25 protein-coding genes and 1 riboswitch are annotated in these 24,610 nt (G+C 49.1%); of the genes, 9 read left to right on the top strand and 16 right to left on the bottom strand.

The window, feature by feature from the left end; translation table 11 throughout:
* The first annotated feature begins 130 nt into the window (after window positions 1–130).
* From SYK_RS12885 to SYK_RS12875, 3 genes are all read left to right on the top strand, one after another.
* Window positions 131–1,240, top strand: a complete 1,110-nt coding sequence (locus tag SYK_RS12885) for an RHS repeat domain-containing protein (RefSeq protein WP_281760680.1) — start codon at window positions 131–133, stop codon at window positions 1,238–1,240.
* Between the two features lie 909 nt (window positions 1,241–2,149).
* Window positions 2,150–2,322, top strand: a riboswitch (cobalamin riboswitch).
* 173 nt (window positions 2,323–2,495) lie between these two features.
* The gene (locus SYK_RS12880) at window positions 2,496–4,559 is read left to right on the top strand and encodes a ribonucleoside triphosphate reductase (protein ID WP_281760679.1); all 2,064 of its coding nucleotides are present in this window, start codon (window positions 2,496–2,498) and stop codon (window positions 4,557–4,559) included.
* Window positions 4,560–4,581: 22 nt separating this feature from the next.
* Window positions 4,582–4,818, top strand: a complete 237-nt coding sequence (locus SYK_RS12875) for a hypothetical protein (RefSeq protein ID WP_281760678.1) — start codon at window positions 4,582–4,584, stop codon at window positions 4,816–4,818.
* A gap of 75 nt (window positions 4,819–4,893) precedes the next feature.
* Here the strand turns inward: SYK_RS12875 and SYK_RS12870 are convergent, their stop codons facing one another.
* The 4 genes from SYK_RS12870 to SYK_RS12855 all read right to left on the bottom strand — a co-directional run bounded on the left by SYK_RS12870 (window position 4,894) and on the right by SYK_RS12855 (window position 10,557).
* Entirely contained in the window at window positions 4,894–6,486 is a 1,593-nt protein-coding gene (locus SYK_RS12870; protein WP_281760677.1) for a sensor histidine kinase, read from the bottom strand.
* A gap of 276 nt (window positions 6,487–6,762) precedes the next feature.
* Complete coding sequence (locus tag SYK_RS12865; RefSeq protein WP_281760676.1) at window positions 6,763–7,539, bottom strand: ATP-binding protein; 777 nt, start codon at window positions 7,537–7,539, stop codon at window positions 6,763–6,765.
* Window positions 7,540–7,823: 284 nt separating this feature from the next.
* Entirely contained in the window at window positions 7,824–9,701 is a 1,878-nt protein-coding gene (gene cooS / locus SYK_RS12860; protein ID WP_281760675.1) for an anaerobic carbon-monoxide dehydrogenase catalytic subunit, read from the bottom strand.
* A gap of 205 nt (window positions 9,702–9,906) precedes the next feature.
* On the bottom strand, window positions 9,907–10,557 hold the full coding sequence (locus tag SYK_RS12855; protein WP_281760674.1) for a Crp/Fnr family transcriptional regulator: 651 nt from the start codon (window positions 10,555–10,557) through the stop codon (window positions 9,907–9,909).
* A 113-nt stretch (window positions 10,558–10,670) separates the two neighbouring features.
* Between SYK_RS12855 and SYK_RS12850 the strand changes: the two genes are divergently transcribed.
* The 3 genes from SYK_RS12850 to SYK_RS12840 all read left to right on the top strand — a co-directional run bounded on the left by SYK_RS12850 (window position 10,671) and on the right by SYK_RS12840 (window position 12,883).
* On the top strand, window positions 10,671–11,450 hold the full coding sequence (locus tag SYK_RS12850) for a substrate-binding periplasmic protein (RefSeq protein WP_281760673.1): 780 nt from the start codon (window positions 10,671–10,673) through the stop codon (window positions 11,448–11,450).
* Between the two features lie 5 nt (window positions 11,451–11,455).
* The gene (locus SYK_RS12845) at window positions 11,456–12,067 is read left to right on the top strand and encodes a methyltransferase domain-containing protein (RefSeq protein ID WP_281760672.1); all 612 of its coding nucleotides are present in this window, start codon (window positions 11,456–11,458) and stop codon (window positions 12,065–12,067) included.
* Window positions 12,068–12,151: 84 nt separating this feature from the next.
* The gene (locus SYK_RS12840; protein ID WP_281760671.1) at window positions 12,152–12,883 is read left to right on the top strand and encodes a TerC family protein; all 732 of its coding nucleotides are present in this window, start codon (window positions 12,152–12,154) and stop codon (window positions 12,881–12,883) included.
* A gap of 914 nt (window positions 12,884–13,797) precedes the next feature.
* Here the strand turns inward: SYK_RS12840 and hisG are convergent.
* The gene (gene hisG / locus SYK_RS12835; protein ID WP_281760670.1) at window positions 13,798–14,676 is read right to left on the bottom strand and encodes an ATP phosphoribosyltransferase; all 879 of its coding nucleotides are present in this window, start codon (window positions 14,674–14,676) and stop codon (window positions 13,798–13,800) included.
* Window positions 14,676–15,050: a phosphoribosyl-AMP cyclohydrolase gene (gene hisI / locus SYK_RS12830; protein WP_281760669.1), complete on the bottom strand. Its 375-nt coding sequence runs from the start codon at window positions 15,048–15,050 to the stop codon at window positions 14,676–14,678. Before hisI ends, hisG begins: the two co-directional genes overlap by 1 nt.
* 274 nt (window positions 15,051–15,324) lie before the next feature.
* Between hisI and SYK_RS12825 the strand changes: the two genes are divergently transcribed.
* Both SYK_RS12825 and SYK_RS12820 read left to right on the top strand, forming a co-directional pair.
* Entirely contained in the window at window positions 15,325–16,488 is a 1,164-nt protein-coding gene (locus SYK_RS12825) for a DegT/DnrJ/EryC1/StrS family aminotransferase (protein WP_281760668.1), read from the top strand.
* Between the two features lie 3 nt (window positions 16,489–16,491).
* Window positions 16,492–17,490 (top strand): DUF3089 domain-containing protein, encoded by a 999-nt coding sequence (locus SYK_RS12820; RefSeq protein ID WP_281760667.1) that lies wholly within the window; start codon window positions 16,492–16,494, stop codon window positions 17,488–17,490.
* 61 nt (window positions 17,491–17,551) lie between these two features.
* Here the strand turns inward: SYK_RS12820 and SYK_RS12815 are convergent, their stop codons facing one another.
* Window positions 17,552–17,803 carry a hypothetical protein gene (locus SYK_RS12815; RefSeq protein ID WP_281760666.1) on the bottom strand — a complete coding sequence of 84 codons (252 nt, stop codon included), beginning with the start codon at window positions 17,801–17,803 and terminating at the stop codon, window positions 17,552–17,554.
* A 247-nt stretch (window positions 17,804–18,050) separates the two neighbouring features.
* Here SYK_RS12815 and SYK_RS12810 point away from each other — a divergent pair, with 247 nt between their 5' ends.
* On the top strand, window positions 18,051–18,737 hold the full coding sequence (locus SYK_RS12810; RefSeq protein WP_281760665.1) for a response regulator: 687 nt from the start codon (window positions 18,051–18,053) through the stop codon (window positions 18,735–18,737).
* Window positions 18,738–18,838: 101 nt separating this feature from the next.
* On the opposite strand, the gene SYK_RS12805 is transcribed toward SYK_RS12810, so the two are convergent.
* From SYK_RS12805 to SYK_RS12765, 9 genes are all read right to left on the bottom strand, one after another.
* Entirely contained in the window at window positions 18,839–19,471 is a 633-nt protein-coding gene (locus tag SYK_RS12805) for a redox-sensing transcriptional repressor Rex (RefSeq protein WP_281760664.1), read from the bottom strand.
* A gap of 112 nt (window positions 19,472–19,583) precedes the next feature.
* Entirely contained in the window at window positions 19,584–19,889 is a 306-nt protein-coding gene (locus SYK_RS12800; protein ID WP_281760663.1) for an ATP synthase F0 subunit C, read from the bottom strand.
* 74 nt (window positions 19,890–19,963) lie between these two features.
* On the bottom strand, window positions 19,964–20,686 hold the full coding sequence (gene atpB, locus SYK_RS12795; RefSeq protein WP_281760662.1) for a F0F1 ATP synthase subunit A: 723 nt from the start codon (window positions 20,684–20,686) through the stop codon (window positions 19,964–19,966).
* A 27-nt stretch (window positions 20,687–20,713) separates the two neighbouring features.
* Entirely contained in the window at window positions 20,714–21,127 is a 414-nt protein-coding gene (locus SYK_RS12790; RefSeq protein ID WP_281760661.1) for an ATP synthase subunit I, read from the bottom strand.
* Window positions 21,111–21,401: an AtpZ/AtpI family protein gene (locus SYK_RS12785; protein WP_281760660.1), complete on the bottom strand. Its 291-nt coding sequence runs from the start codon at window positions 21,399–21,401 to the stop codon at window positions 21,111–21,113. Before SYK_RS12785 ends, SYK_RS12790 begins: the two co-directional genes overlap by 17 nt.
* Before the next feature lie 295 nt (window positions 21,402–21,696).
* Window positions 21,697–22,911 (bottom strand): DUF3426 domain-containing protein, encoded by a 1,215-nt coding sequence (locus SYK_RS12780; protein WP_281760659.1) that lies wholly within the window; start codon window positions 22,909–22,911, stop codon window positions 21,697–21,699.
* Window positions 22,912–22,938: 27 nt separating this feature from the next.
* Entirely contained in the window at window positions 22,939–23,475 is a 537-nt protein-coding gene (gene hpt / locus SYK_RS12775; RefSeq protein WP_281760658.1) for a hypoxanthine phosphoribosyltransferase, read from the bottom strand.
* Between the two features lie 14 nt (window positions 23,476–23,489).
* Complete coding sequence (locus SYK_RS12770) at window positions 23,490–23,948, bottom strand: N-acetyltransferase (protein ID WP_281760657.1); 459 nt, start codon at window positions 23,946–23,948, stop codon at window positions 23,490–23,492.
* A 5-nt stretch (window positions 23,949–23,953) separates the two neighbouring features.
* Window positions 23,954–24,490, bottom strand: a complete 537-nt coding sequence (locus SYK_RS12765) for a TlpA family protein disulfide reductase (RefSeq protein ID WP_281760656.1) — start codon at window positions 24,488–24,490, stop codon at window positions 23,954–23,956.
* Between the last annotated feature and the right edge of the window lie 120 nt (window positions 24,491–24,610).

The raw sequence follows: 24,610 nt of genomic DNA, 5'->3' as shown, positions 1-24,610 counted from the left end.
GTGCTTATTTTATCCTATAGCCCGTATTTACACTACATTCGTTCACAAAATACGGTTTTACAAAAAACCGAGGGTATACTGATTTTGATTCCCGAGAATAATTCCCGGGAACAAAATCAGAGAGGTAAAAGTGCAGCCCCCCTACAACTATCGACTCAAATATGACAAAGAAGGTCGCATTGTCGAAAAAGACGAACATGTGGCCGGCAACACCGGCGTCTGGACGTACTCGTATGACACCGAAGGCCATCTTCTCAAAGCTTACTTGGACGGCAGGCTTATCAGCCAGTGCCATTACGATAAACAAGGTCGCCGCATTCGGGATTATTTCCCCGCCACAGTTGGCCCGAATTACCGAGACTACCAGTATACTTCCGACAACCGGCTCATGCTTGCCGGGGGAAACCAATACTCCCACGACGAAAAGGGATTCCGATCCATCTGGTCAAATAAGGGCACATACACACTGTATACCTATTCGCCTGACTATCGATTGCTTAAAACTGAAATCGAAAACCAAAATCAGACCTTCACGTATCGTCATGATAAAAATGGACAGCGAACCGGCAAACTCCTCAATGGCCAATTAGTGGAAGCATACGCATGGCTCGACTTCATGCGTCTTGCCGGTTTTCACGATGGAAAACACGAATATGAATTGGCCTATGAAGACAAAAAACGCACCCCATATGCCATGCGTAGAGACGATGGAATGATTACCTACCTCTTCTTCGATCAGATAGGCAATTTACGCGTTGTTGCCGACCCGGAAGGCAATGTGATAAAGAATCTCTTGTACGACCCATTTGGCGGCATCATCGAAGACACCAATCCAAATCTTCGAATTCCCATAGGCTTTGCCGGAGGACTGCACGACCGAGACCTCGGTTTTGTCCGATTCGGCTGGCGGGACTACGATGTAAACACCGGCCGATGGACTGCGCCCGACCCCATAGGCGACAAGGGCGGCGATCCCGACTGGTATGGGTATTGTCTGGATGATCCGGTGAACAACCTAGATACAACCGGACTGAACCCGTTACTGGCATGGTCACAGTACATACCGGCAGTTAATTCAATCGGCAAATGGGTTGCCGAAGACGTTATGACAGGCGGGCCAGGAGTACTGGATGCCTTGGAAAAGGGCGTTAAAAAGATACCAGAGGCGGGGAAATGGTATATTGATACCGTCGACTCAAATCTAGAAAAAATACAAAAAGGGAAAAATAAGAAATATTAAATATAACACGGGCCGAAAATGTATTCAGCCCGTGTTATATATTGGATGAGTATAAAAAAAAGTTGGGATAGGAGTATTGAATATGTTGAAAATTTTATATGACAACAAAAAAAGCATTGTATTTACATCGCTAGTATGCGTTGTTGCTATGTTCATATTTAGAGACTTAACAGTATCAATTGTTGTCGCAGCAGTTGCAACGTCTCCTTATCTAATTTGCGTATTGAGAAATATCAAAAATGACAGCCTCTTCAGATTTTCTGGAATATCATTCTTTACTATTATTCTCTACTCATCCATTCACTTGTTGATAATGGCATTGTCAATTCTCGCATCATATATACTATCGGGAATTGTAGACACTGGCGTTCTACTTAGAATTTTAATGGTGGTCGTGTATTCATTAACATACTGCTTAATTGCACCTTATTTATATAAGACCGCCACGAGCACACATGGACGTAAATACAAGTTTAAATATTATGTCTGTACAATATTCATTATAGGTTTTTCAGAACTATTTATTCATTCTCTTAATAAGCTAGCAGCAATGTATTCAGCAATGGCCCTCGTAGCCGCCCCTCTGGTTTGCTTAAGTTATGTTTTGTCGCTTTACCTGATCACAATCGTCAACTTGTTAAATAATACTGAAGTCGAAAGCTTAAAAAAAACACTACGGGAATAACAAAAGATAATGGTGTTGATCTTAATAAACCGAATAGTGACAAATAAAGGCCAACCACCCAAACCGGATGGTTGGTTTTCTTGAGTTAATCAGCTTTTCTTTATGGGAAAAAATGGATTCACTCTCCTCTTATTTGACATGATAAAAAGTGTCTAACCAAATACAGATGACGGATTGTTCGCGCTTCAGTCTTGCACTCAATCCGACCTTCAGATAGGTTCTCCAAATCACGATGTCCTTCAGGTGGCCGGTAGGCCATAACAGGGAATCCGGTGTAAAGCCGGAGCGGTCCCGCCGCTGTAATCCTCTTGTATTTTGTTCCATCAAGCCACTGCTTTAGCGGGAAGGCGGAACGAACGGGGAGAGCCAGAAGACCTACCTGAAGCGTTTCTGTCGGTGACGGTCCGCGGAGCCCGTTTACAGACAAGAAAGTTCATACCAGACAACATAGTTGCCTGATTTTCAGCGGTCCTGCCGCGTCAATCACAACGGCAACGGGGCAAACAATGCGACGCCGACAATCCTCGGTGTCGATCTCATCCGCATCCCACTGTTTGCCACAGGAAATTTATGCCAATTCAGATTCAAAAACGTGATGGTTGTATCGAAACATGGTCAACCAAACGCATCGGTGACGCCATTTTCAAAGCACTTAAAGGAAGCGGCATCAAAGACCCGCTGCTCGCCAGCCGACTGGCTGGAAAAGTAGAAAAAAAGCTCGACGGCGTTGATGTTCCAGAACAGGAACAGGTGCAGGATACTGTACAGCAGGTGCTCATGGAAGCCCGCCTGTACAAGGTCGCTGAACGCTACATCATATACAGAGAAAAACGCAGGGAACTGCGCACACAGAACGAGGCCTATCTGGACATCTCCGGTGTCACGGAAAGCTACCTCGACAACGTGGACTGGCGTGTGAGTGAAAACTCCAACATGGTCCACTCCTATCAGGGACTCATTCTGCACATGGCTGGCGCGGTTCAAGCGCGGTACATGCTGGAAAAATACCCTGAAGAAGTCCGCATGGCCCACACTCACGGCTACTTCCACATCCATGACCTTTCCTTTGGTCTGGCCGGTTACTGCTCAGGATGGAGCCTGCGCGACCTGTTGCTGGAAGGCTTCAACCTGCGCGACCGTTGTTCATCCACACCGGCCAAGCACTTTGATGCAGCCTGCGGACAAATCGTCAACTTCCTCGGCACTCTCCAGAACGAATGGGCCGGAGCACAGGCGTTCAACAACGTGGACACCTACCTCGCCCCGTTCATCCGCTACGACGGACTGGACTACGAGACCGTGAAGCAGCAGATCCAGAAATTGCTGCACAACCTGAACGCCACGTCCCGCTGGGGCGGTCAAAGCCCGTTCACCAACTTTACCTTCGACTTCGTCCCGCCGTCCCACATTGCCAACGAGGCAATCATCATCGGTGGCCAGTTGCAGGATTCCACCTACGGCGAATACGCCGAGGAAATGGCCATGATCAACAGGGCCTTCCTCGAAGTCATGCTCGAAGGCGATGCCGATGGCCGCATCTTCTCCTTCCCCATCCCCACGTACAACGTGACCAAGGACTTCCCCTGGGAATCCAAGGAAGGCAAACTGCTCCTTCAGATGACCGCCAAATACGGCGCGCCCTACTTCCAGAACTTCATCAACTCCGACCTCAACCCGGAAGATGTTCGTTCCATGTGCTGTCGTCTGCAGATGGATCTGCGTGAAATCCGCAAAAAAACCGGCGGCCTGTTCGGTGCTGGTGATCTGACCGGCTCCATCGGCGTTGTCACCTTAAACTTGGCAAAACTCGCTTATCTGGCACACAACGAAGAAGACTTCTTTGACCTCGTCAACGAATATGCACATCTCGCCAGCGAATCTCTGGAATTCAAGCGCAAGGTCGTGGAAAAGAACCTGAACGCCGGAATGTTCCCATTCTCTCGCCGCTACCTGAAAAACGGTTTCAAGGGTCACTTCTCGACCATCGGTCTTATCGGCGGTCATGAGGCATGCGTAAATCTGCTCGGCAAAGGTGTGGACACCGAGTCCGGCTCCCGTCTGATGCAGCGCACCCTCAATCAATTGCGCGACCTGGTCGTCAAGTTCCAGGAAGAAACCGGCAACCTGTACAACCTTGAAGCGACACCCGGCGAAGGCACCTGCTACCGTCTGGCCAAGATCGACAAGGAACTGTACTCCGATATCTACACCTCTGGTGGCGATACCCCCTACTACACCAACTCCACGTTGCTGCCAGTGGGTTCCAGCTCAGACGTATTCTTCGCCCTTGAGCATCAGGATAAATTGCAAACCCTGTACAATGGTGGCACGGTCTTCCATACCTTCCTTGGTGAAGCCGCTCCCGACGAAGAGAGTGTCAAAAACTTCCTGATCAAGGCCATGACCAAAACCAAGATTCCATACATCTCGGTTACACCCACCTTCTCGGTCTGCGAAGATCACGGGTACATTTACGGTGAGCATTTCGAATGCCCCACTTGCAACAAGGAAACCGAAGTTTACACCCGTGTGGTCGGTTACTACCGCCCTGTTGGTCGCTGGAACAAGGGCAAGCAGGAAGAATACAAGGAACGCCTCGAATATTCGCAGAAAACCTTCTGCAAAACCGCCTAGCCCTCGGCCATGAGGAGAGCCAATGATTCTTGACGCCAACCAGCTTATTGCGATCCGACAGCGCAACGATGAAGAAGTACGTAGAGGAAACCGGGCCACCCACGGCTATCCAGCCCACACGGTCCAAAACCTGCTGCATACAATCGAAGCGCTGAAAAAGGAAAAACGCAAATGGAAAAAGCTGGCACAAGCGCGAGGCAAGGCTCTGCATGAAATAGGCGACATTGCGATGGAATCAAACGGCTCTCACGAGTCCTAAATCCTATCCAAATATGCACACATAAAGGCCTGCGATCACATGATCGCAGGCCTTTTCTCATATAAAATAATGTTTCTATTTGATGGGGACTGAAAAACAGAACCGACTTCCATGTCCAGGCTGGCTTTCAACCCAGATTTCACCACCGTGATGACTGATGATTTCACGCGAAATAGGCAGGCCAAGGCCTGTACCAGAGGGTTTGCCGCTCTTCCGAGTCTGCAATTGGCTAAACTTGCTGAAAATGAGCTCATGCTGATCTTCAGGAACACCTATTCCGGTGTCAGCAACACAAAACAGAAGACCATTATCCCGCCTCGTCACGCCACAGGTAACATCACCTTCAGGAGTAAACTTCACGGCATTGGAGATAAGATTTATCAACACTTGGAGTAATCTGTCAGAATCCCCATTGAATTGAGGTAGACCTTTCTCCACTTCAACCATCAAATCAACTGCGTCATCATGAAAAAGTGAATGTGTCGCCGCCCGCGCCCGCTCAACCAATTCCTGCGGAAGAATCTTCTCGTTACGCCATTCGACCCGCCCAGACTCCAACTTCGACAAATCAAGATGATCGTTGATAAGTTCCGTCAAACGATCACTTTCAGATATAATGATACCGAGGTTACCTCTAATTCGCCCGACCTGCTTCGCCAACCGTACATCACCTTCTGCCAGCGGTTCAAAATGGTTTCCGACAGTCTTGTCAATAAGCTTGGCAAATCCCTGCACTGATGTCATTGGAGTCCGCAATTCATGCGATACCATATCGAGAAATTCGGACATGAGACGGCTCGTGGTTTCCGCCATCTCCTTGGCTTCAAGCATGGCCTGCTCAGCTCGCTTGCGCGATGTTATATCCATGATATTTTCAATAATCTGAATCAACTTCCCGTCTTCATCGAACACAGGATAAGCGTGGATTTCCACATACGACACAGAGCCATCAGGGTTGATATGATCATGCTGTACAACCGCAGGTTTTTTCGTTTTCTTGACGACATGCACCGGACAAATATTCTCTCCACACGGCATGTCACTGTCATGCAAAAGCTTATGACAACAGACATCTTCCACCAAGCGTCCTTCAGAGGCCGCGGAGTTGGCAAGCTTGACGGTATAGTCCTCAATATCAATAACGACGAGCCCATGATTGATGGAATTAATGACTGAATTAAGGAAATCGCTCTTGGCACGACTTTCCTTTTCCGCCTTTATACGTTCCTTAATTTCACGCTCTAAAAAAAGATTGGTTGCCGCTAACTCGGCAGTCCGCTCTTCAACCCGCTGCTCCAATTCATCATGCGCCAGTCTCAACGCCTCTTCGACTCTCTTACGATCAGTAATATCGAGCATGACACCGAGCAATCCAGCTGTATTTCCCGCTGCATCCTGAAACAAAGATTTCGTAAAAAACACTTCATGTAACGTCCCATCAGCAGACTTCAACTGTGTTTCATACCGCTGTTCACCGCCTACAGCGAAAAGTTCGTCGTCCGCTTTTTTATATACTCTTGCCAATTCTCTCGGAGCCAAATCAAAGACGGTCTTGCCCACGATTTCACTCGTTTCAAGTCCAAGCATGACACGAAAAGCCTTGTTGCACCCAAGATATTTGCCCTCCATGTCTTTATAAAAAACCGGACTCGGAATATTATCGATCAATGTTTGCAAAAAAAGATTCTTCGCGCGCTGCCGTCTTTCGTCTTCGCGCCTTCTTATGAAGCTCACGACAAAAAAAGTAATGACAACAGCGAAGCCCAAAAGGAAAAAATCAAAAACGATACTATGATCCATCAAGTGCACACTCCATAGGTTCTTTGACGAATTTCAAATATCGCAGAAAAAAACCAAGGTGTTCAATTATTAAATAAGAAAACACCGGACATGCATAAAAGCACATCCGGCGTTGTTAAAAAACTATTTATGGCACGCAGAGGACTACGGACTCAAACGACTAAGCAGCTCCTCAATATATCCATCCAGACGATCGACTTCCGGCAATGACAAAACTGAGGCATCCGTCATCTGTCGTCCCACTAATCCATTAAGTGGAGGAATGGAAAGCGACCACTCCGGCAAACCGTCCAAATCCGGTGGTTGTCCACCTGCGTGTCGATTGAGGACCAAAGCCTGATTGGTCAATCCGAGATCAGAAGCCATGCGCCCCACCTCGGCACCGGTCTGCAGACTCCTCATGGACGGCTCGGACACAATCACCAATCCATCCACGTGAGTCACGGTTCCACGTCCCAGATGTTCGACACCGGCTTCAATGTCCACCAAAACCCACTCGTCCCGATCCATGACAATATGCGCCAACAAAGCCTTTAACAACGCATTGGCGTCACAGGCACAACCGCCGCCCGCATTGGTCACGGCACCCATAACGAGAAGCCGCTTGCGCCCCGGTGCCATGCCGGCAACCGGCTCTCCACCCAACGGCACATCCACGGCCAGTTCTTCAGGCAGATCTCCGACGTCCGGGTTCAAATTCAGAAATCCCCCGGCATGAATACGTTCCCGCACCAAATCCTCTCGCTGAATGAGTGGCTGCGGTAACTGATCCAACGCCACGCCAGAGGCCTGCCCCAGCGACAACGCGGTATCCGCATCCACCAACCAGACATTCTTCCCGTTCCGGGCCAGCCAGTCGGCAGTCCACGCTGCCAACGAGGTTTTACCAACCCCACCTTTCCCGGCAAATGCTATTTTCATGAATGTGCCTCCGGCGGCTTAAGAACCTTTTGGAAAAGGTTCTTAAGAATCTCCTAAACTTTTTGTCGCGCTTCGCGGGGTATCACGAAAATACGACTCTTTTAACTCTATGCAATTTTGCACCAATGGAAATTCACACCTCACCTTTTCGCTCTCCTAACCCTCGCCGCAGGCGCACAAAAAGTTTAGGAAAGGAAAGAGGATGGGGGTCCGGTGAAAGGGGAGAGGGAGAACCCTTTTCAAAGGGTTTACTTCTCCCCTTCCCCCGGCCGCCGGAGGCATTCTTATTCGCTCAACCCAAGACCTTTACGCTTGGCTTTGATGCGTTCATCGAACATTTCGGCGGTCTTAACCGCATCGGGTTCGATAAAGAAGGACGCGCCAACCAAATCTTCCAGACCGGACACAGCCAGATTGGTAACGGTTTCGGAACCAAGGATATTCGGCGGATGTCCAAGATGGGTATAAATACCTGATGCCACAGCATAGAGACCAATGGCAGCAGCCTTTTCCGAATACCATTCAGGCGACGATGCACCCACGGGCAAATCAGAGATGTCCACACCCAGCTCATTGGCCAAAGCAGCGCACAATTGAATGATACGGGAATTATCCACACAGGAACCGTAATGCAGAACCGGTGGAATACCGAGCGCACCACAGATTTTCTTCAGACCGGGACCAGCCATCTCGATGGCTTCTGGCACAAGAAGACCAGCCTTGCCTGCGGCCGTGGTGACACATCCTGTGACGATGACGAGGATATCCTTCTTGATCAGTTCCTTGGTCAGTCCGACGTTGAGGGAGTCGTGCTTGATCTTGGGATTGTTGCAACCAACAATACCCACCGCACCACGAATATCGCCATCGGCAATGGCTTTGACCAACGGATCGAGGGTGCCGCCCAAGGCTTCAATCACGGCTTCGTTGGAAAATCCAGTCATGATTTCGATGGGTTCTCCGGGAATTTCCACGCGCCCAGCATCGCGCTCGGCAAAGGCCTCAATAGCGATGGACACGATTTCCCGCGCCTGCTTCATGGCCGTACGCGGCTGGAAATCAAAATGAATGGCACCAGTGAAACGCGCCTTGTTGGCCGTATCGATGAATTTGGTGTGATAGCAGCCGGATATCTGTACAAGACTCGGCATAATACACTGGTAGTCTACCACAACGGCCTCGACAGCCCCGGTGATAATCGCCAACTCGGTCATGAGATGATTGCCCGCCATGGGGATACCCTGACGCATGAGCAGCTCGTTACCGGTACAACAAAGACCGGCCACATTAATACCAGTAGCACCAAGTTCTTTGGCACGCGCCACCATTTCCGGCTCACGTGCTGCGGCCAAAATCATCTCGGAGACGACTGGGTTATGACCATGAACGAGCAGGTTGACCTTGTCTTCCTTGATGACCGCGAGATTAGCCGTGGACATCTTGGGAGTGGGTGTGCCGAAGATAACATCAGAAAGCTCGGTTCCGATCATAGAACCACCCCAGCCATCAGCCAGAGCAGTTCGGGCAGCGTGAATAAGCGTGTTCGGTGCATCGTTGTCGCAGCCCATATGAGTGCGGTGCATCATCTCGGCAATTTCACGGTCAACACCGCGCGGAGTCATGCCGAGCTTTGCCCATTTTTCCTTGCGGACTTCCGGTACACGAGACAGCAGCGAAACAGATTTCTTGCGAGAGCCAAAATCGGCAAAGAAACATTCCATGAGATCCTCAGCCACGGCCATGAGTTCACGACCTTCAGTCTCAATACCGACTTCACCGGCCAACCTGAACAGCTTGCCTTCATCGGTAATCTTGTAGTCAGGAGCCTCGCCCTCGACAATGGCCTCCAGTACCTCGATGAGATCACGGCCATGATCGGAATGGCCAGCTGCGCCACCCGTCACAAACCGGCCAAAGTTACGGGCAACGATAACATCAGCATCTGCGCCACACACTCCACGGGGACGCTTTTCGCTGACGCGACACGGCCCCATGGTACAGTTGCGACAAGTGGTACCAAGTTCACAAAATTTGCAATGAGGCGTTTGCTGATCCAAACGATCATGGACAGTTTCAACGCCTTCCCTTCTGGCCTTTTTGAGCATTGCTTTCGCGTCGTCCCAAATAGTCAGTTCGTCAATAGGTCTCGGTTCTTTAGCCATACATTTCTCCTTCCCTGGTTTCCCGAACGGCAGCCACGCCCCGTACGGAGGATTACACAAAGAAAACCCTATTCTGATTGGGAGAATACACCGCTCCAATACCTGTGTATGTCAGATAGCCGACAAATGAGATGAAAAAGACAAAAAAATAACCCGGATTTTTCATATCCAGGCTAATTTTAAGATTATTTCTTGTTTAAAACAATCACTCGCCGACAGCTCGTTCCAACGCATCCACATCTGGGATGAGATACTCTCCGCGCCCACGTTTTTCCATGAGACCAGCACGCTCCATATCGTTGAGCAACGTAGAAACAGTCTGTCGGGAAGCTCCCATGAGCTGCGCGAGTTGCTCAATGGTCAAATCAAATTTAAGCACAAGGCCACCATCTTCAGGCACTCCTGTGTCACGAACTTCGCGAAGGATGTACTCCATAAGGCGATTATAAATATCCTTAAAAGCTAGGCCACCAATAATAGAAAATGAATTCTGCAAAATATGGCCGAGAACCCGGACCATGGTTCGCGTAAAGAGTGGCACTTCGGCCATCCACCGTTTTACGGACTGAACATCGGCAGCCAGCAATGTGGCATCCTCGAAGGCCTGAATAAAACACCCTGCATGGGTCGAATACAAATCCCCAGGGCCAAGAATGGCTAAAGTAAATTCCTTATCCTCATAAGCCAGATAGACTCGGACGCGTCCCTTGGCGATGACGAAGACTCTGTTCTCCGGTTCATCAGGCCGAAAAATGACATTGCCTTTGAAAAAAGAACGTTCATTAAACACAGCCCGGAGTTCAGCCAATTCGGGACGTTCCAATTCATCAAGCAAATTCACGCCAGAAAATTTCATGTTTTCCCCTCTTTGAGGTAGACATACCATGCTAATCAATTAGCTGCCAACTGAGCGGATGAGCTTCCCCCTTTTTGGTTGCCATCAACGCCAAATTATCCAATAGTGAAAAGGTGAAAAGAAATATAATTACAATCGTATGTATAACCTTGCTTCTGACGGCGGTCATACCCCCAACGTCCTTTGCAGCCGGTTACCCGGAATGGCAGGCTCCAAAAACCTGTATTTTCGGCATGCCATACATCGGTAGTGCCGTCAGAAAAGGAAACACGGGACTGATCACTGACATACTTATCCGCGTATACGAGACAGAAGGCTATGAACTTGTTCACCAGGAATTGCCGTACAACCGCGCAATCGACGAGCTTCTTTCCGGGACCATCCACTGTACCTTGGACATTGAGGACACCCGCCAAAAAGTTTTGCAGAGCAAGCAGGCTATTATCATTTATGATCTGGCGGCGGTTTATCTTCAAACACACACATTCAAAGGGATACAATCCTTGGCCGGGAAAAAAGTCGCGTATCTGCATGGATACGAAATGGATCATTTGTTTCCGGTTAAATTCAAACCTCGGCAGGCCTATGACCTGAGTTCCGCCATTCAGATGCTCGACAGGGGACACATTGATTATGTTATCGATGACGAAACGCTGCTCAAAGAGGCCATATTCGAAGCCAAGCTCCCATCCACGGAATTTGACATCACCTATATTGCAAGCATGAAATCCCATCCAATATTCGCCCCCACGGATGAAGGCCGCAAGTTTCGTGATATCTACGACCGTCGGATACCAGAAATGATCGCCACCGGAGAGCTTCAGGATATCCTGCGAGCACACGGAGTCACCGAAGAAAGTATTGAAAAATTGATCAAGGCAAACGCCAGGTAATACCCATGGATGAATACGGATGCACAGCCAGGCTGTACGACCCGATTGTCGGTCCCGCTCTACGTCCCATTCACACCGCAATAGTTGATGCGCTGTTACTCGCAAAGGTTGATTGCATGGTGGACCTCTGTTGCGGCACAGGGATGCTTGCCGGAATAGCGGCGTCTTCTGGAATAAATACCACCGGAGTAGACATTTCCCGGACCATGCTTGATGTGGCTCGCAAAAAACGGCCGAACGCCACGTTCATTCATGGCGACGCCACAAATCTTTCCTTTCCCGACAACACTTTCAACGCTGCAACCATCAGTTTTGCCCTCCATGAAAAGCCACAGGTTCTCGGTGTCGCCATAGTGACAGAAGCTCGCCGTGTCGTACGCCCAGGAGGATGCCTCATCATTGCCGATTACCTTGCCCCGCCTGCTGACAGCGCAGTGTGGACCGGTTGGATCATCCGTCTGGTGGAACGAATTGCAGGCAAGGAACATCATCAACTTTTCCATGAATATATGGCGGCTGGATGTATGAACGAATTTTTTCGACACATCGGAATAAATGGTCGACTGATTCGAAATAATCTTAACGGATGGGCGGGTATCTACCGTGTTGAATGTTAATGTGCAGCCAACTTTTACCCATATTCCATCCATCGAACTGATGAAAACGTCCACACACCCGGTAGATACTGACGAGGAGAAGATATGATTGAAGGATTATGGACGCTGGAAAACCTTATCGCTCTGATCACGCTGGCCGGTCTGGAAATCGTGCTCGGCATTGATAACATAGTGTTTGTCGTGGTTGTCACCAACAAATTGCCCGAGGCATCGAGAAATGCCGCCCGACGGCTCGGCATCGGGTTGGCCATGTTTACTCGCATCGCGCTTCTGCTTGCCATCTCTGCGATCATGGGATTGACCGCACCATTGTTCACCGTATTCGAACAGATTGTATCCGGCCGAGACGTAGTGTTGCTGACAGGTGGACTTTTTCTGCTGGCAAAAGCGACGCATGAAATACACGATAAATTGGAAGGGCCAGGATTTGAGGAAGGACATGTTCGCTCGCAGTATTCATACACTAGCGCAATTATCCAAATACTTCTGCTTGATCTCGTTTTTTCGCTCGACTCGGTTATTACTGCCGTGGGTATGGCCCAGCATATTGGCGTTATGGTTGCTGCAATCGTTATTGCGGTGATTGTGATGCTGTTGTTTGCCGGGCCGGTCAGTGAGTTCGTGTCCAATCACCCGACAGTACAGATGCTTGCTTTTTCCTTCCTGCTGTTGGTTGGTATTTTCCTTATGGCCGAAGGCATGCATAAACATATTGATCGTGGGTATATTTATTTTGCCATGGCTTTTTCGTTGTTTGTGGAATTCTTGAATTTGAAGATGAAGAAGAGAAGGAAGGCTGCGCTTTCAGGCAGCTGATGAAGAATTGAAAATGCGCCTTCGGCGAGAGTCATTGTTGGGTGCTGAAGCACCCAAGGCTTTCCATGCCCTGCCGGGCGGGCCTTCTTTTTTGGCAGCGCCCAAAAAAGGAGCAAAAAAGGTCGCTTGCGCTAGCTTGGCCGCCCCCATGATTGGCGGCAAGAATCTGATCCAATCGAGTCGGCTCCACCCTGTCAAAAGTATAAGCCCTACCTCTCCCGTGAGACTTCAGTTTAAGACAAATTACCACATCCCCTGACGAAAGCCGCCTCCTTCGATTGGTCAGTTTCTAAGCCGCCGATCAAGGGCTAAGTCCCGTCTTCGTCTGGTTGGGCGGGAAAGAAATCGTCTTCGGAAGGAGAGCGCTGTTGGGGTGCTGAAGCACCCCAAGGCCCTTTATGGATAACGAAGAACTTGAAATTTAAATAAGTACCTATGATAAAAATAAACTCATCTCGCCGACATAGAAAACCCAAAAAAATTGATGATTAACAAAGAACCTAAAATCAAAAATAAACACCTACACCCAAAAAAACCTTACAACGACGGACAATTGATAACGGGCCTTAGAGCCTGTCCCGCGCGGCGAAATGTAGCCCGACCGAGTCTGTGCCACAGACAATCCTGTCGGGCAGTGAAGTCGCGTACAGGCTCTTGGGTCCGTTATCAGGTTCACAACGAAAAGGCGTTTTTTGCCTCCTTTTTTTCGCCTCAAAAAAAGCAGGTCGCCGTAAAGGCGAAACCTTTGTAATAATTCCGTTTACACCCTCACTGCAGATGCACGCAACCCCCACCCAAAAAAAGTCCCTCTTTTCTCTTTCCTTATTACGAAAGCACGCAAACCAAAAAAATGCCGGAAGAAGCAGTGCTTCTTCCGGCATTTTCATTCTTATTTTAAAAAACAAAATCTATCGTTAAATAACCTTATTCAAAGGATATTCAATAATCCCCTCTGCCCCAAACTCGACGAGACGAGGAATCAAATCACGAACCACCTGTTCTTCAACCATGATTTCAACTGACAGCCAATTGGTATCCTGCAACTCGGCCACAGTGGGAGAATTAAGGGACGGCAAAGAACCATTCAAATCAGCCAGTTTTTCCTTGGGCAGGTTCATCTTGAGACCAACCATTTTCTCGGCCTTGAGAGCACCCTGCAACAACAGGTTGATCTCCTTGATGAGCTTACGCTTCTTGGGATCTTCCCATGCGTCCTTGTTGGCAATGAGCTGCGTATTGGTCTGCATCAACTCAGCGATGATACGCAATCCATTGGCCTTGATGGTGGTGCCGGTCTCTGTGATCTCGACAATACCGTCACACAGGTCTTCAACGACCTTGGCTTCGGTGGTGCCCCAGGAAAAAGAGACGTCCACATTGATATTCTGGGAAGCAAAGTATTCCTTGGTGAAACCAACCAGTTCCGTGGAGATCTTCTTGCCATCCAGATCTTCAGGACGCTTATACGGGGAATCACCCTTGACGCACAGCACCCAGCGGGCTTTGCTATTGGACACCTTGGAATAAATCAAGTCGTCAACGATAACCACATCAGACTTGTTTTCCTTGATCCAATCCATACCGGTCAAACCGACATCAAAAGTACCATTCTCGACGTACATGGACATTTCCTGTGCACGGGCAAGTGAGCATTTGATACGATCATCATCGATGTCCGGGAAATAATTACGATCGTGCAGCTTGATATTCCAGCCAGCTTTTCTAAACAGCTTCAAGGTTGCGTCTTGCAGAGAGCCTTTGGGAACACCGAGTCGGAGAAATTGATCAGACATTATTTATATACCTCTTTGGGGTCGAAAACGACGGGGGAGCATTCTTTGACTTCGCCGTCTTTGAGTTCACGGAAAAAGCAGGAGCGGTAGCCCATGTGACAAGCCGCGCCGCCGATCTGGTCGATGAGAAGCACCAAAGTGTCGTCGTCGCAATCAATGCGGATAGACTTCACCTTCTGTGTATGGCCCGAGGTACCGCCCTTATGCCATAGCGTCTTACGGCTGCGGCTCCAATAATGAGCCTCGCCAGTTTCCAGGGTTTTATCCCATGCTTCTTCATTCATATAGGCCATCATCAGGACTTCGCCGGTCTCGGCGTCCTGTGCAATGGCCGGGATCATTCCGTCCATTTTTTCGAAATCTGGTCTGATCATTTGCGGTACCTCATATCAGAACTTACGTATCCGACCCGGGATTGGGCCGGGTTGGTTACATAGCGAATGCAAAGCCAAAGCGCAACTCCGAGGCCACTCCGATTTACGGAATTGACATATGAAGACCTTACTCATTCGGATAAATACGGCCATTTTGCCAAATGGGTGACTTCTTTTGATCCTCGACTCCGAGCATACAAGCATACATTTACCCCCCGTCCGATATCTGATATTTCTCCCCTCAACACAACCTCTATATAAGGAGAATGCGAACATGCCCGTTCGTTCAAAAGATAATTTCCTGGTATTCGGTGCACCTCGTATTGAGCAGGCCGAAATTGATGAAGTCGTTGATTCCATGAAATCAGGTTGGCTTGGCACCGGCCCCAAAGTAGCCCGCTTTGAAAAGGACTTCTCCTCCTACCTCGGTTCAGGTCACGCCGCTGCCTGCAACTCCTGCACGGCTGCGCTGCACCTGAGTCTGGTAGCTCTCGGCCTCAAACCCGGCGATGAAGTCATTACCACACCCCTCACTTTCTGCGCCTCGGTTAACGCCATTATTCATGCCGGATGCACGCCTGTTTTGGCAGACATCAATCCCAGGACCATGAACATCGACCCCGACTGCATCCGTGAAAAAATCACGAGCCGCACTCGTGCGATTCTGCCCGTTCACTTTGCTGGACGCTCCTGCGATATGGACCCCATCATGGCCCTTGCCGAAGAATTTGACCTCAAAGTAGTCGAAGACTGCGCACACGCAATTGAGACGACCTACAAAGGACAACACGCCGGAACCTTCGGAGACTTCGGTTGCTTTTCCTTTTACGTGACCAAAAATGTCTGCACAGGTGAAGGCGGTATGGTCATGGCTCGCACCGAAGAAGACATTCAAAACGTCAAGGTTCTCGGACTACATGGTATGTCAGCTGACGCCTGGAAACGTTTTTCTGACGACGGGTACAAGCATTACGAAGTGATACACGCCGGATTCAAATACAATATGATGGACATTCAAGCTGCAATTGGCATCCATCAACTGAAACGGGTTGAAGAAAACTTCATCCGCCGTTGCGAAATTTGGGATATGTATCAAGAAGCGTTCAAACCATTAACAGTTGGTCAACCTGCCCCCGAAGAACCAAACACCCGCCATGCACGTCATCTGTACACACTGATGCTGGACCCGGTCCCCTGTGGCATTGACCGTGACGAGTTCATCATGCGCATGACACGACAAAATATTGGTACAGGCGTTCATTATTTGGCTGTTCCCGAGCATCCTTATTACCGCGAACACTACGGGTGGAAGCTGGAAGACACTCCACACGCCGTAGCCCTCGGACGCCAAACCGTCAGCCTTCCACTGTCAGCCAAATTGACCGACAACGATGTCGCTGATGTCATCGAGGCCGTCAAACTCTGCCTAGAGGACTAAACCATGCGCCGACTTGCCACACTCATAAGCGTTGCTCTAACGCTTCTCTTGCTCGCCACACATGCTCTGGCCGGAACGCAATTGCCGCCCTTCTCCGCCAAGAATGTACCGGCTGCGCCTGATTATACTGAGCACGCAAGTTGGCTCTCACTCCCGGAAAACCCAAACACGCACCCCGTGGATATCTTCTGGGTTTATCCGACGATTCTCCATGACGATACCCATTGGCTTATGCCGCCGGACAACACACAGTTGCAAAAGGCCGCCGCAACGTCACTGACAACACAGGCTAGTGTCTTCTCAAATCAGGCCAACCTGTACGCCCCACTTTACCGCCAAATGAACATGGCAGCGCTTTCGCTCCCGCAAAAAGATGTCGAAAGCCTAATCAGCTATGGAATGGAAGATGTATGGCAGGCGTTCACCTATTATTTGAAGAACTTCAATCAGGGACGCCCTTTCATTCTGGCCGGACACAGCCAAGGCTCTGACATACTGATTGAACTTCTCATCAAGCACTGGGGGCAACTTGGAGTAGAGAAGAACCTAGTTGCCGCCTACATTATCGGCTGGTCCATCACACCGGACGATCTAGCTCATAACCCAGCTCTGAACATGTGCAAAAACGCGACACAAACAGGGTGCTTCATTTCCTATAATTCCGTTGCTCCCGGCAAACAGAGTGTCGCACCGACCATTCGCACCGGCGGAATTGTCACAAACCCACTCAGTTGGACTATCGATGGTGGATTTGTCCCCGCTGAGTGCAACATCGGCTCTGTCTTTTTCAATGATGACGGGACTACGACAACAGTCCCGCACTTTACCTCTGCCCAAAGCAAAGAATCTGGCCTTGTTGTCCAACCCGCTGACATGAAGTTAGTTTCAATCGATCTGGAATCATTCCCTGAAGGGGTCTATCACTTCTACGATTATTCCCTGTTTTATGAAAATATAAAACAAAACGTCCATGATCGTATTGAAGCCTTTACGCGTCATTAAACATGAAAAAGCCCGGACAATCCGGGCTTTTTCATAAATGGATATGACATTAAACAATCGACTAACAGTCGTGAAAATCCTTGTTAATGTAGAAACACAGATCGAATAAGTTCTGAACCATTTCATCCACGATTTCTTCCGAATCAGCAGACGGCGTTTCGACACTCATGGTCTTGTTGACAATCTTTGAAAAGAGCATGCCTATGAGTTGGTCATCGTACATTGTCCAGTATTTGCTGCCTGAAGGAAATTTCTTGTCGAATCCGTGATAGTACATAGCTCTTTTGCTCCATTCGTCCTTGTGATTTCTCATCCGTTATTTGTCCTATCGGCACGGATTGCAAACCGCTTTATGGATAAAAGAAATAAATCTTCTTTCGTCAATTCAACATGTTGTACTCGTCACATTCCAGAACAAACTCACATCATATTTTGATGGTGCACAGCAAAAAAACCGACCAAAAAATGGTTGCAAGTTGCTAAATTGTCGCTCAGATGTAACACACATACCTATCGGCTTAGGGTATAGCAGACCCGAACTACACCGAAAGGAGCCAACAGTGTCATCCCAAAAAGTTTTGGTGGTTGAAGATCACAGAGATACTCGCGAACTGCTCAAATACAATCTGTCAGCAGCAGGTTTTGATGTTGCGGCCGCAGAAGATGGGCAGTTGGGACTCAACCTCGCTCAGGCATTCAAACCAGATATTATCCTTCTCGACCTCATGATGCCGGGCACAGACGGTTTAGAGGTCTGCCGCCAACTCAAAGGCGACCCGGGGCTGGCCCGCATACCTGTCATCATACTCACCGCCAAAGGAGAAGAAGTCGACAAGATCGTAGGCCTTGAGCTTGGTGCTGACGACTACGTCGTTAAACCATTTTCTCCGCGGGAGTTGGTTTTACGCATAAAGGCTATACTTCGCCGGCATGGTGCCCCGGAACCAAACGCCCCCAAATTCTGGGAACGTGAGGGACTCAAGATTGATTTTGAAGCACACCAAATTTCCATTGACGATGAAGAGACCTCACTCACTGCCACGGAATTCAAACTCCTGACCGTGCTTATTTCTGGCGCAGGAAAAGTCCAGACACGCGATAATCTGCTCGACACTGTCTGGGATACGCACTTCGAAGGATATTCCCGAACAGTCGATACGCACGTCAGGCGACTCCGCCAAAAACTCGGCCCCTATGCCTCATGGATAGAAACCATCCGAGGAGTTGGTTACCGCTTCAAGGCCTAACCGCCTTTACAATCACACACGTAAAAGCCCCCTGACGCATTTGTCAGGGGGCTTTTACGTTCTTCGCACAACAACGGTGCAATCAAACTTCAATAAATCTACTAATCGCTACCGAGAGTGATCTGAAAGGCAATTCCGTAGAGATGATCGAAGAAATCAACATACTCAACAGGAATATGCTTAGGAACGTTAATACGTGAAGGCGCGAAATTGATGATTCCCCGAATATTGGCATCCACAAGATGGTTGGCCGCACGCTGAGCGCGGTCCGGAGGAGTGGCAATAATACCAATTTCAAGGTTCAGCTCAGGAGCCTGTTCCTTAAGATGCGTGGGGCACACAATCTCCATTCCCTCAAACTCCAACCCGATCTTGTCAGGGTCGCAGTCAAAGGCTGCGCAGATCTTGAATCCACGTCGCTCGAAATCGTGATGACGAAGGAGGGCACTGCCCATATTACCAACGCCGATGAGTGCGCATTTCCACAGCCGGTCAATACCAAGCGACTGCTTGATCGAAGTAATCAGCTCTTGAACGTAGTACCCAACGCCACGCACGCCGAACTCGCCAAAATAGGCAAGGTCTTTTCTGATTTGTGACGAGTTGACTGAACAGGCTCGCGCCAGTTTCTCGGAAGAGATAACTTCATTACCGTCACGCAACAAGTTCTCAAGAACCTGAATATAGACGGCCAACCTGCCGATAGTCGCTTTTGGGATATGTTCGCTTTTCATTTTTCCTGTCTCTTACCGCTTAAAATAGCGGCGGACATGTGATCCTGAATGAGAGTAGAGCTGAAAAAGGGAGGCCGTAGCCTCCCTTAATATTCATTTCGTAAGTCTAAAACTAGACGACGAAGAGCAGGATCAGGTTAACAACCAAGGCGTAAATAGCCAAGGATTCGATGAATGCCAGGCCAAGAATCAGAGTGGTGGACAGCTGTCCGCCAGCTTCGGGGTTACGAGCGATACCTTCGCAGCAACCCTTGACGCCCATGCCCTGACCGATTCCGCAGAGACCAGCAGCGATGCCCATGCCGATGGCAGTGGCGTATGCTTTAGCGGACATGACAGCAGGATCGCCAGCAGCGAAAGCGGTGGAAGCAACCAGAACCATAGCCATGGTGGTGAACAGAATTTTAGCGATTTTCATTTTAATCCTCCAAATGGATCACGTAATATGTTTTGGTCCAAGGACCATTTCCCCAGAATTAAGTTGAGCGGCTCTTAATGAGCGTGCTCAGTAGCACCTTGCAGGTAAAGCATCGTCAGCATGAAGAAGATGAATGCCTGAATGGTCTTAGCCAAAATGAACAGGAAGTACATGGGCAGAGAACCAACGAGGGGTGCCAGCATGAACATCAGGATCAGGACGATTTCCTCACCGCGGATATTACCGAAGAGACGAAGCGTCAGGCTAAGAGGACGAGCGAGGTGAGAAACCGGCTCGAGGATGAGCATGAGCGGTGCCAGGGCAGGTACCGGACCCATGAAGTGCTTAATGTAACCAAAGCCCCATTTTTTTATACCAACGAATTGGTAAAAACAGAACACGATGATTGCCATGGCGGCAGGCGTGTTAATGTTTGCGGTCGGAGCATCACAACCCGGAATAAGACCGAGCCAGTTCATACCCAGAATAAAGATGAAAATGGTGCACAGCAGCGGCATAAACTGACGGCCCTGTTCGCCAACGTTGGAGACAACAAAGTCTTCCAAGCCGCCGAATATGGTCTCAAAGAGATTCTGAAGACCGCCGGGAACCAACTGCAAACGGCTGCGAACAAGCAAACCGAGAGAAAGAATGATAGCCATAACCAACCACATGTACAAAACATGGTTGATGCTTTCGACGCCGAGCCAATGTTCTACGCTGGCGCCCCAATGACCGATGCTTTTGAGCATATCCATATATAAGAGAGGATGTGCCAATCCACCTGCAAAACCCATATCCAAGCCTCCTTATAAGCAACTAGGCTATTTTTTCCCCAGCTGATGCAGTCCGGTCGCTGTGATGTTGACCACCACAGTCCCGAGGCCACAAATCAACCCCCAATGGGGAACACGTTCGACTCCTATCAGCCACCAAAGGGCCAGCCCGCTCAGAGTCATCTTTGCCATAAATATTATAAACAGTAAAAACGGTCCTCGCTTTTCGTCGTACACCAACGTCTGAGCCACGCGGGCAAGCGTCCAGAAGTTGACCAAGGCGATTATCGCCCCCGCCGAATATGCTAAAGACCATCGGGAAAGAAGTGTTACCAGCATGATCACTAGAGAGGTCCCCAGCGACACATAAATCTGATTGCGGACAACGATACGTACGTCCGGCTTAGGGAATCCACTCTTGACGAGCCATCGCTCAAGCCTTTTGTTAATCGCGTCCAGCACCTTTTTCTCCGTCCTGTTTCAAAGAACTTGCCTTTTTTGCCTCTTCACGCCTCTGGAGCTTTCTGAAATCTTCGAAAACCATCTTGAACCCGGAAATGACCCCTACTAAAAAAAAGATCATTATCAACCAAGGCTTGGTCCCGAAATAATCATCAAGAAAGTACCCGATAGTGAGCCCGACGATGATGGCCGACACAATGTGTAATCCCATTGTTCCGGCAGTACCACCCAATTGTGTGATACGTACCAACCTATCGTCTTTTGAAAAGAGCATGTTCACATCCCGTGAAAGTTGTTGTCAGCCATTCCAGTTAGGATACATAAACGGAATCGGCAATTCGTGCAATCCTTCACAAGTGGTGGAGAAGTAGCACAGGCCATCAATTGCCGTCAATGGGTTTTTCCGAAAAAGCCACTCATTAGCCACTTTTTCGCCGGACTGAAAAAAACATGCTTTGCAGCGGGTTGCAATCTTTTTTTTACCCATTTGTAAAAATAATCACAAAAAATATCACCCAACAAAAAAGCGGGAGGATGTATCCACCCTCCCGCTCAAGTTTCGTCTTTTTTTACTCAGGATCGCCGACATCCACGACCTTGACCATAAACTCTTTCACTCCCTCAGGCGGCTCAAAGAATACTGCCATGAACGGCGTGGATGCTTCAGGCCGGATAAAAGTGTTGTTGGACAAAATACCAACATCACTGGACAGACCATCCTGAATTTCCTTCTTTGTCTGAACCTGAAGCTGGAATTGCGAAAGCACGTTACCGCACAGGAACGCTTGGGAAGTCAAAATATTATTAGTCGCGTCGTACAAAATGACTTCAACTTTAATCCGCTCTTTGGGAGAGGAAAACTTGTTGATAGCCTTCCCCTCGACCACAAACAGATTACCCACTTTTTCATTCGGAACGTAGTACTGTTTAACATTTTTCAATTCGATCTTGCGGACACGTTCTGCCGGGGATTCGCCGGGGGCAGCTTCCTGATCGCCACCGGTTTCCTCCATGAACAACTGACCGACAAACGGGACATTCTTGAACATATCGCCCAAATCAACACCGATATATGTCCATGCCTTGAAATAGATGGCTCCGCCTAAACCGAGAGCGAGCACCAACAGGATAATCAGGCAACCAATTGATTTGCCGTCCTTTTTCTGAGGTACTTCGTCAATGGAAAGGGAATCGTCAAAGACACTGCCCGACTCTGCATCGTCCTCGTCTTCATCCTCTTCGTCATCGTCGTCATCAGCGAAAAGATCGTCCGAGTCGGTATCTTCATCATCTTCTTCGTCTTCAAACAACCCGCTCGAGTCCTCGTCTTCGTCAATATCCGCAAAGAGGTCGTCTCCGAGATCATCTGATTCCAAAGCTGACGGTGCTGCCCCTTCATCCGGGTCTGGCATCTCTTCTTCTGCATCGTCAAAGAGGTCGTCGGTATCCGGCAAATCCTCTTCCACCACTTCGTCAGCAGGATCAACAGCCGGTGCCGAAGGCTCTTGCGGCTCGTCTGCGGGCGGCTCGACAGGTGTTTCTTCAGAAGGAACACCGGCGGCCACATCTTCAAAAGTTTCGTCGAACTCGTCTCCGGCTTGGGTGTCTCCACCCTGCCCTTCTTCTTCAAGGAGGGCTTCCACTTCCTCTTCAGGCGTTACCGGAGGATGTTCGGCCTTGAACACTTGCGCGCACTTGGAGCATTTGACCTTAGTTCCACCCGCAGGAACTTTGTCGTCGGGCAGATTGTAACGGGTCTCGCAATTCGGGCAGGTGACGATCATATTTCGATCTCCAAAAAAACCGGTTGGTTAACTATCGGAAGCCGTGGACAATTCATAAATTCCGTCAAGCTCCCTGTATCGTTCAGCATAGTCCAGACCGTAGCCAACGATAAATCCGTCGCTCAACTTGAAACCGGGAAAATCGACGGAGACGTCCATTTCCCGTCGCTCATGCTTATCAATAAGTGCACAAATTTTCAAACTCTTTGGATTTCTCCGCCGTAAAACGTGTAAAAGGAAATCCATGGAATGGCCGGTATCCACGATATCTTCGATGACCAGCACGTCTTTTCCTTCGATGGAAACTTCCAGGTCTTTAGAAAAAACAATGTCCTCGGACCGAGATGTGGCCGTTCCATAACTGGCCAGACGAACGAAATCGACCTCGATTTCGCGGTCAATCTTTCGAATAATATCGGCAAAAAACAAAAATGCGCCCTTGAGCACGCAGATGCAGACCAATGGTCCATCGCTTTCATAGGAGTCCGTAATCTCACGGCCCATGACTTTAACGCGATCAGCTATTTTTTCTGCGGGAATGAACGGTGTCAATTTGTGTGGCATCGTAATATGTGTGGTTAAAGGTTTATAATCATGGCAACTTCGTTGCAATGGTCCGGAAATCTCGGACAGTTGAGACAATCAATAAATATCTTCTGGTTCAAGCTCTCCATGCCCTCCTCGACAAAGCCGAGATGAGCGAAGAAACTCGTTTCCTCGGTCAACGTGTATACTTTCAAAATACCCAGTGTCACGGACTCTCTCAGGCAGGTTTCCACCAGTTGGCGGCCCAATTGTTTGCCACGATGCGCCGGAAGCACCACCAGAGAACGAATTTCTGCGAGATTTTCCCAGATCAAACTCAGAGCGCAACAACCGATGACCTTGTCGTCATCGTCCACGGCAACCACGAAGTCGCGCAGGTGCGAATACAACTGACTGAACGAACGGGGAAGAACCAATGCATCATGTTCATCGGTGTGCATGAGCAAACCGTGAATAGCCTTAACGTCATCAATGCGTGCTTTGCGAATCATGAAATCTACTGCTCTGTCAACTTTTTCACCATGGCAACAAGCATGGAATGTGGAAAAACTCCGGCCTGAGCGAAAATCTGCTTTCCACTCTTGTCGAAAATGACCATCGTGGGGATGGCCTCTACCTTATACTTGGCGGCAATGGCCTGATCACCCCAGTACACGGGCAGATTGATATCGCCCTTGCTGAAGAATCTGTCCAGATCTTCCACCCGTTCATCCACGGACAGGGCGATGATATTCACCGAGTCTCCATGGGTCGTATTCAACTGTTCCAATTCAGGAATTTCCTGTTTGCAGGAAGGACACCATGTGGCCCAAAAAAACAGCATTGTCGGCTTGCCCGTATTGTCAGCAAGATACTTGTCCAACTCAGCCACACCCATATACGGGTACTTCCCGGTCGATGGCTTGGCCATCAGTTCAGGCGCGGCGGCCTCTTCGGCCTGTCCGGTATTGGCCTCGGTCCCGGATTCATTTGAACAGGCGACTAAAGCCAATGACAAAGCCAAAACGACTATAATCCGACGAAATATATTCATAATTCACCTCTGTTTCGTTGAAAGAAAAAGCATAGCAGAGTTGACCGCCAAATAAAAGCCTTGGGCAATGGGGGGAATGAACGCATGGAATCCTCTTTTCAAAGCAAATGCCACCCCCCT

It is taken from the genome of Pseudodesulfovibrio nedwellii, assembly GCF_027923765.1.
Taxonomy (GTDB): Bacteria; Desulfobacterota; Desulfovibrionia; order Desulfovibrionales; family Desulfovibrionaceae; genus Pseudodesulfovibrio; species Pseudodesulfovibrio nedwellii.
This window is presented reverse-complemented; position numbering and strand designations above follow the sequence as displayed.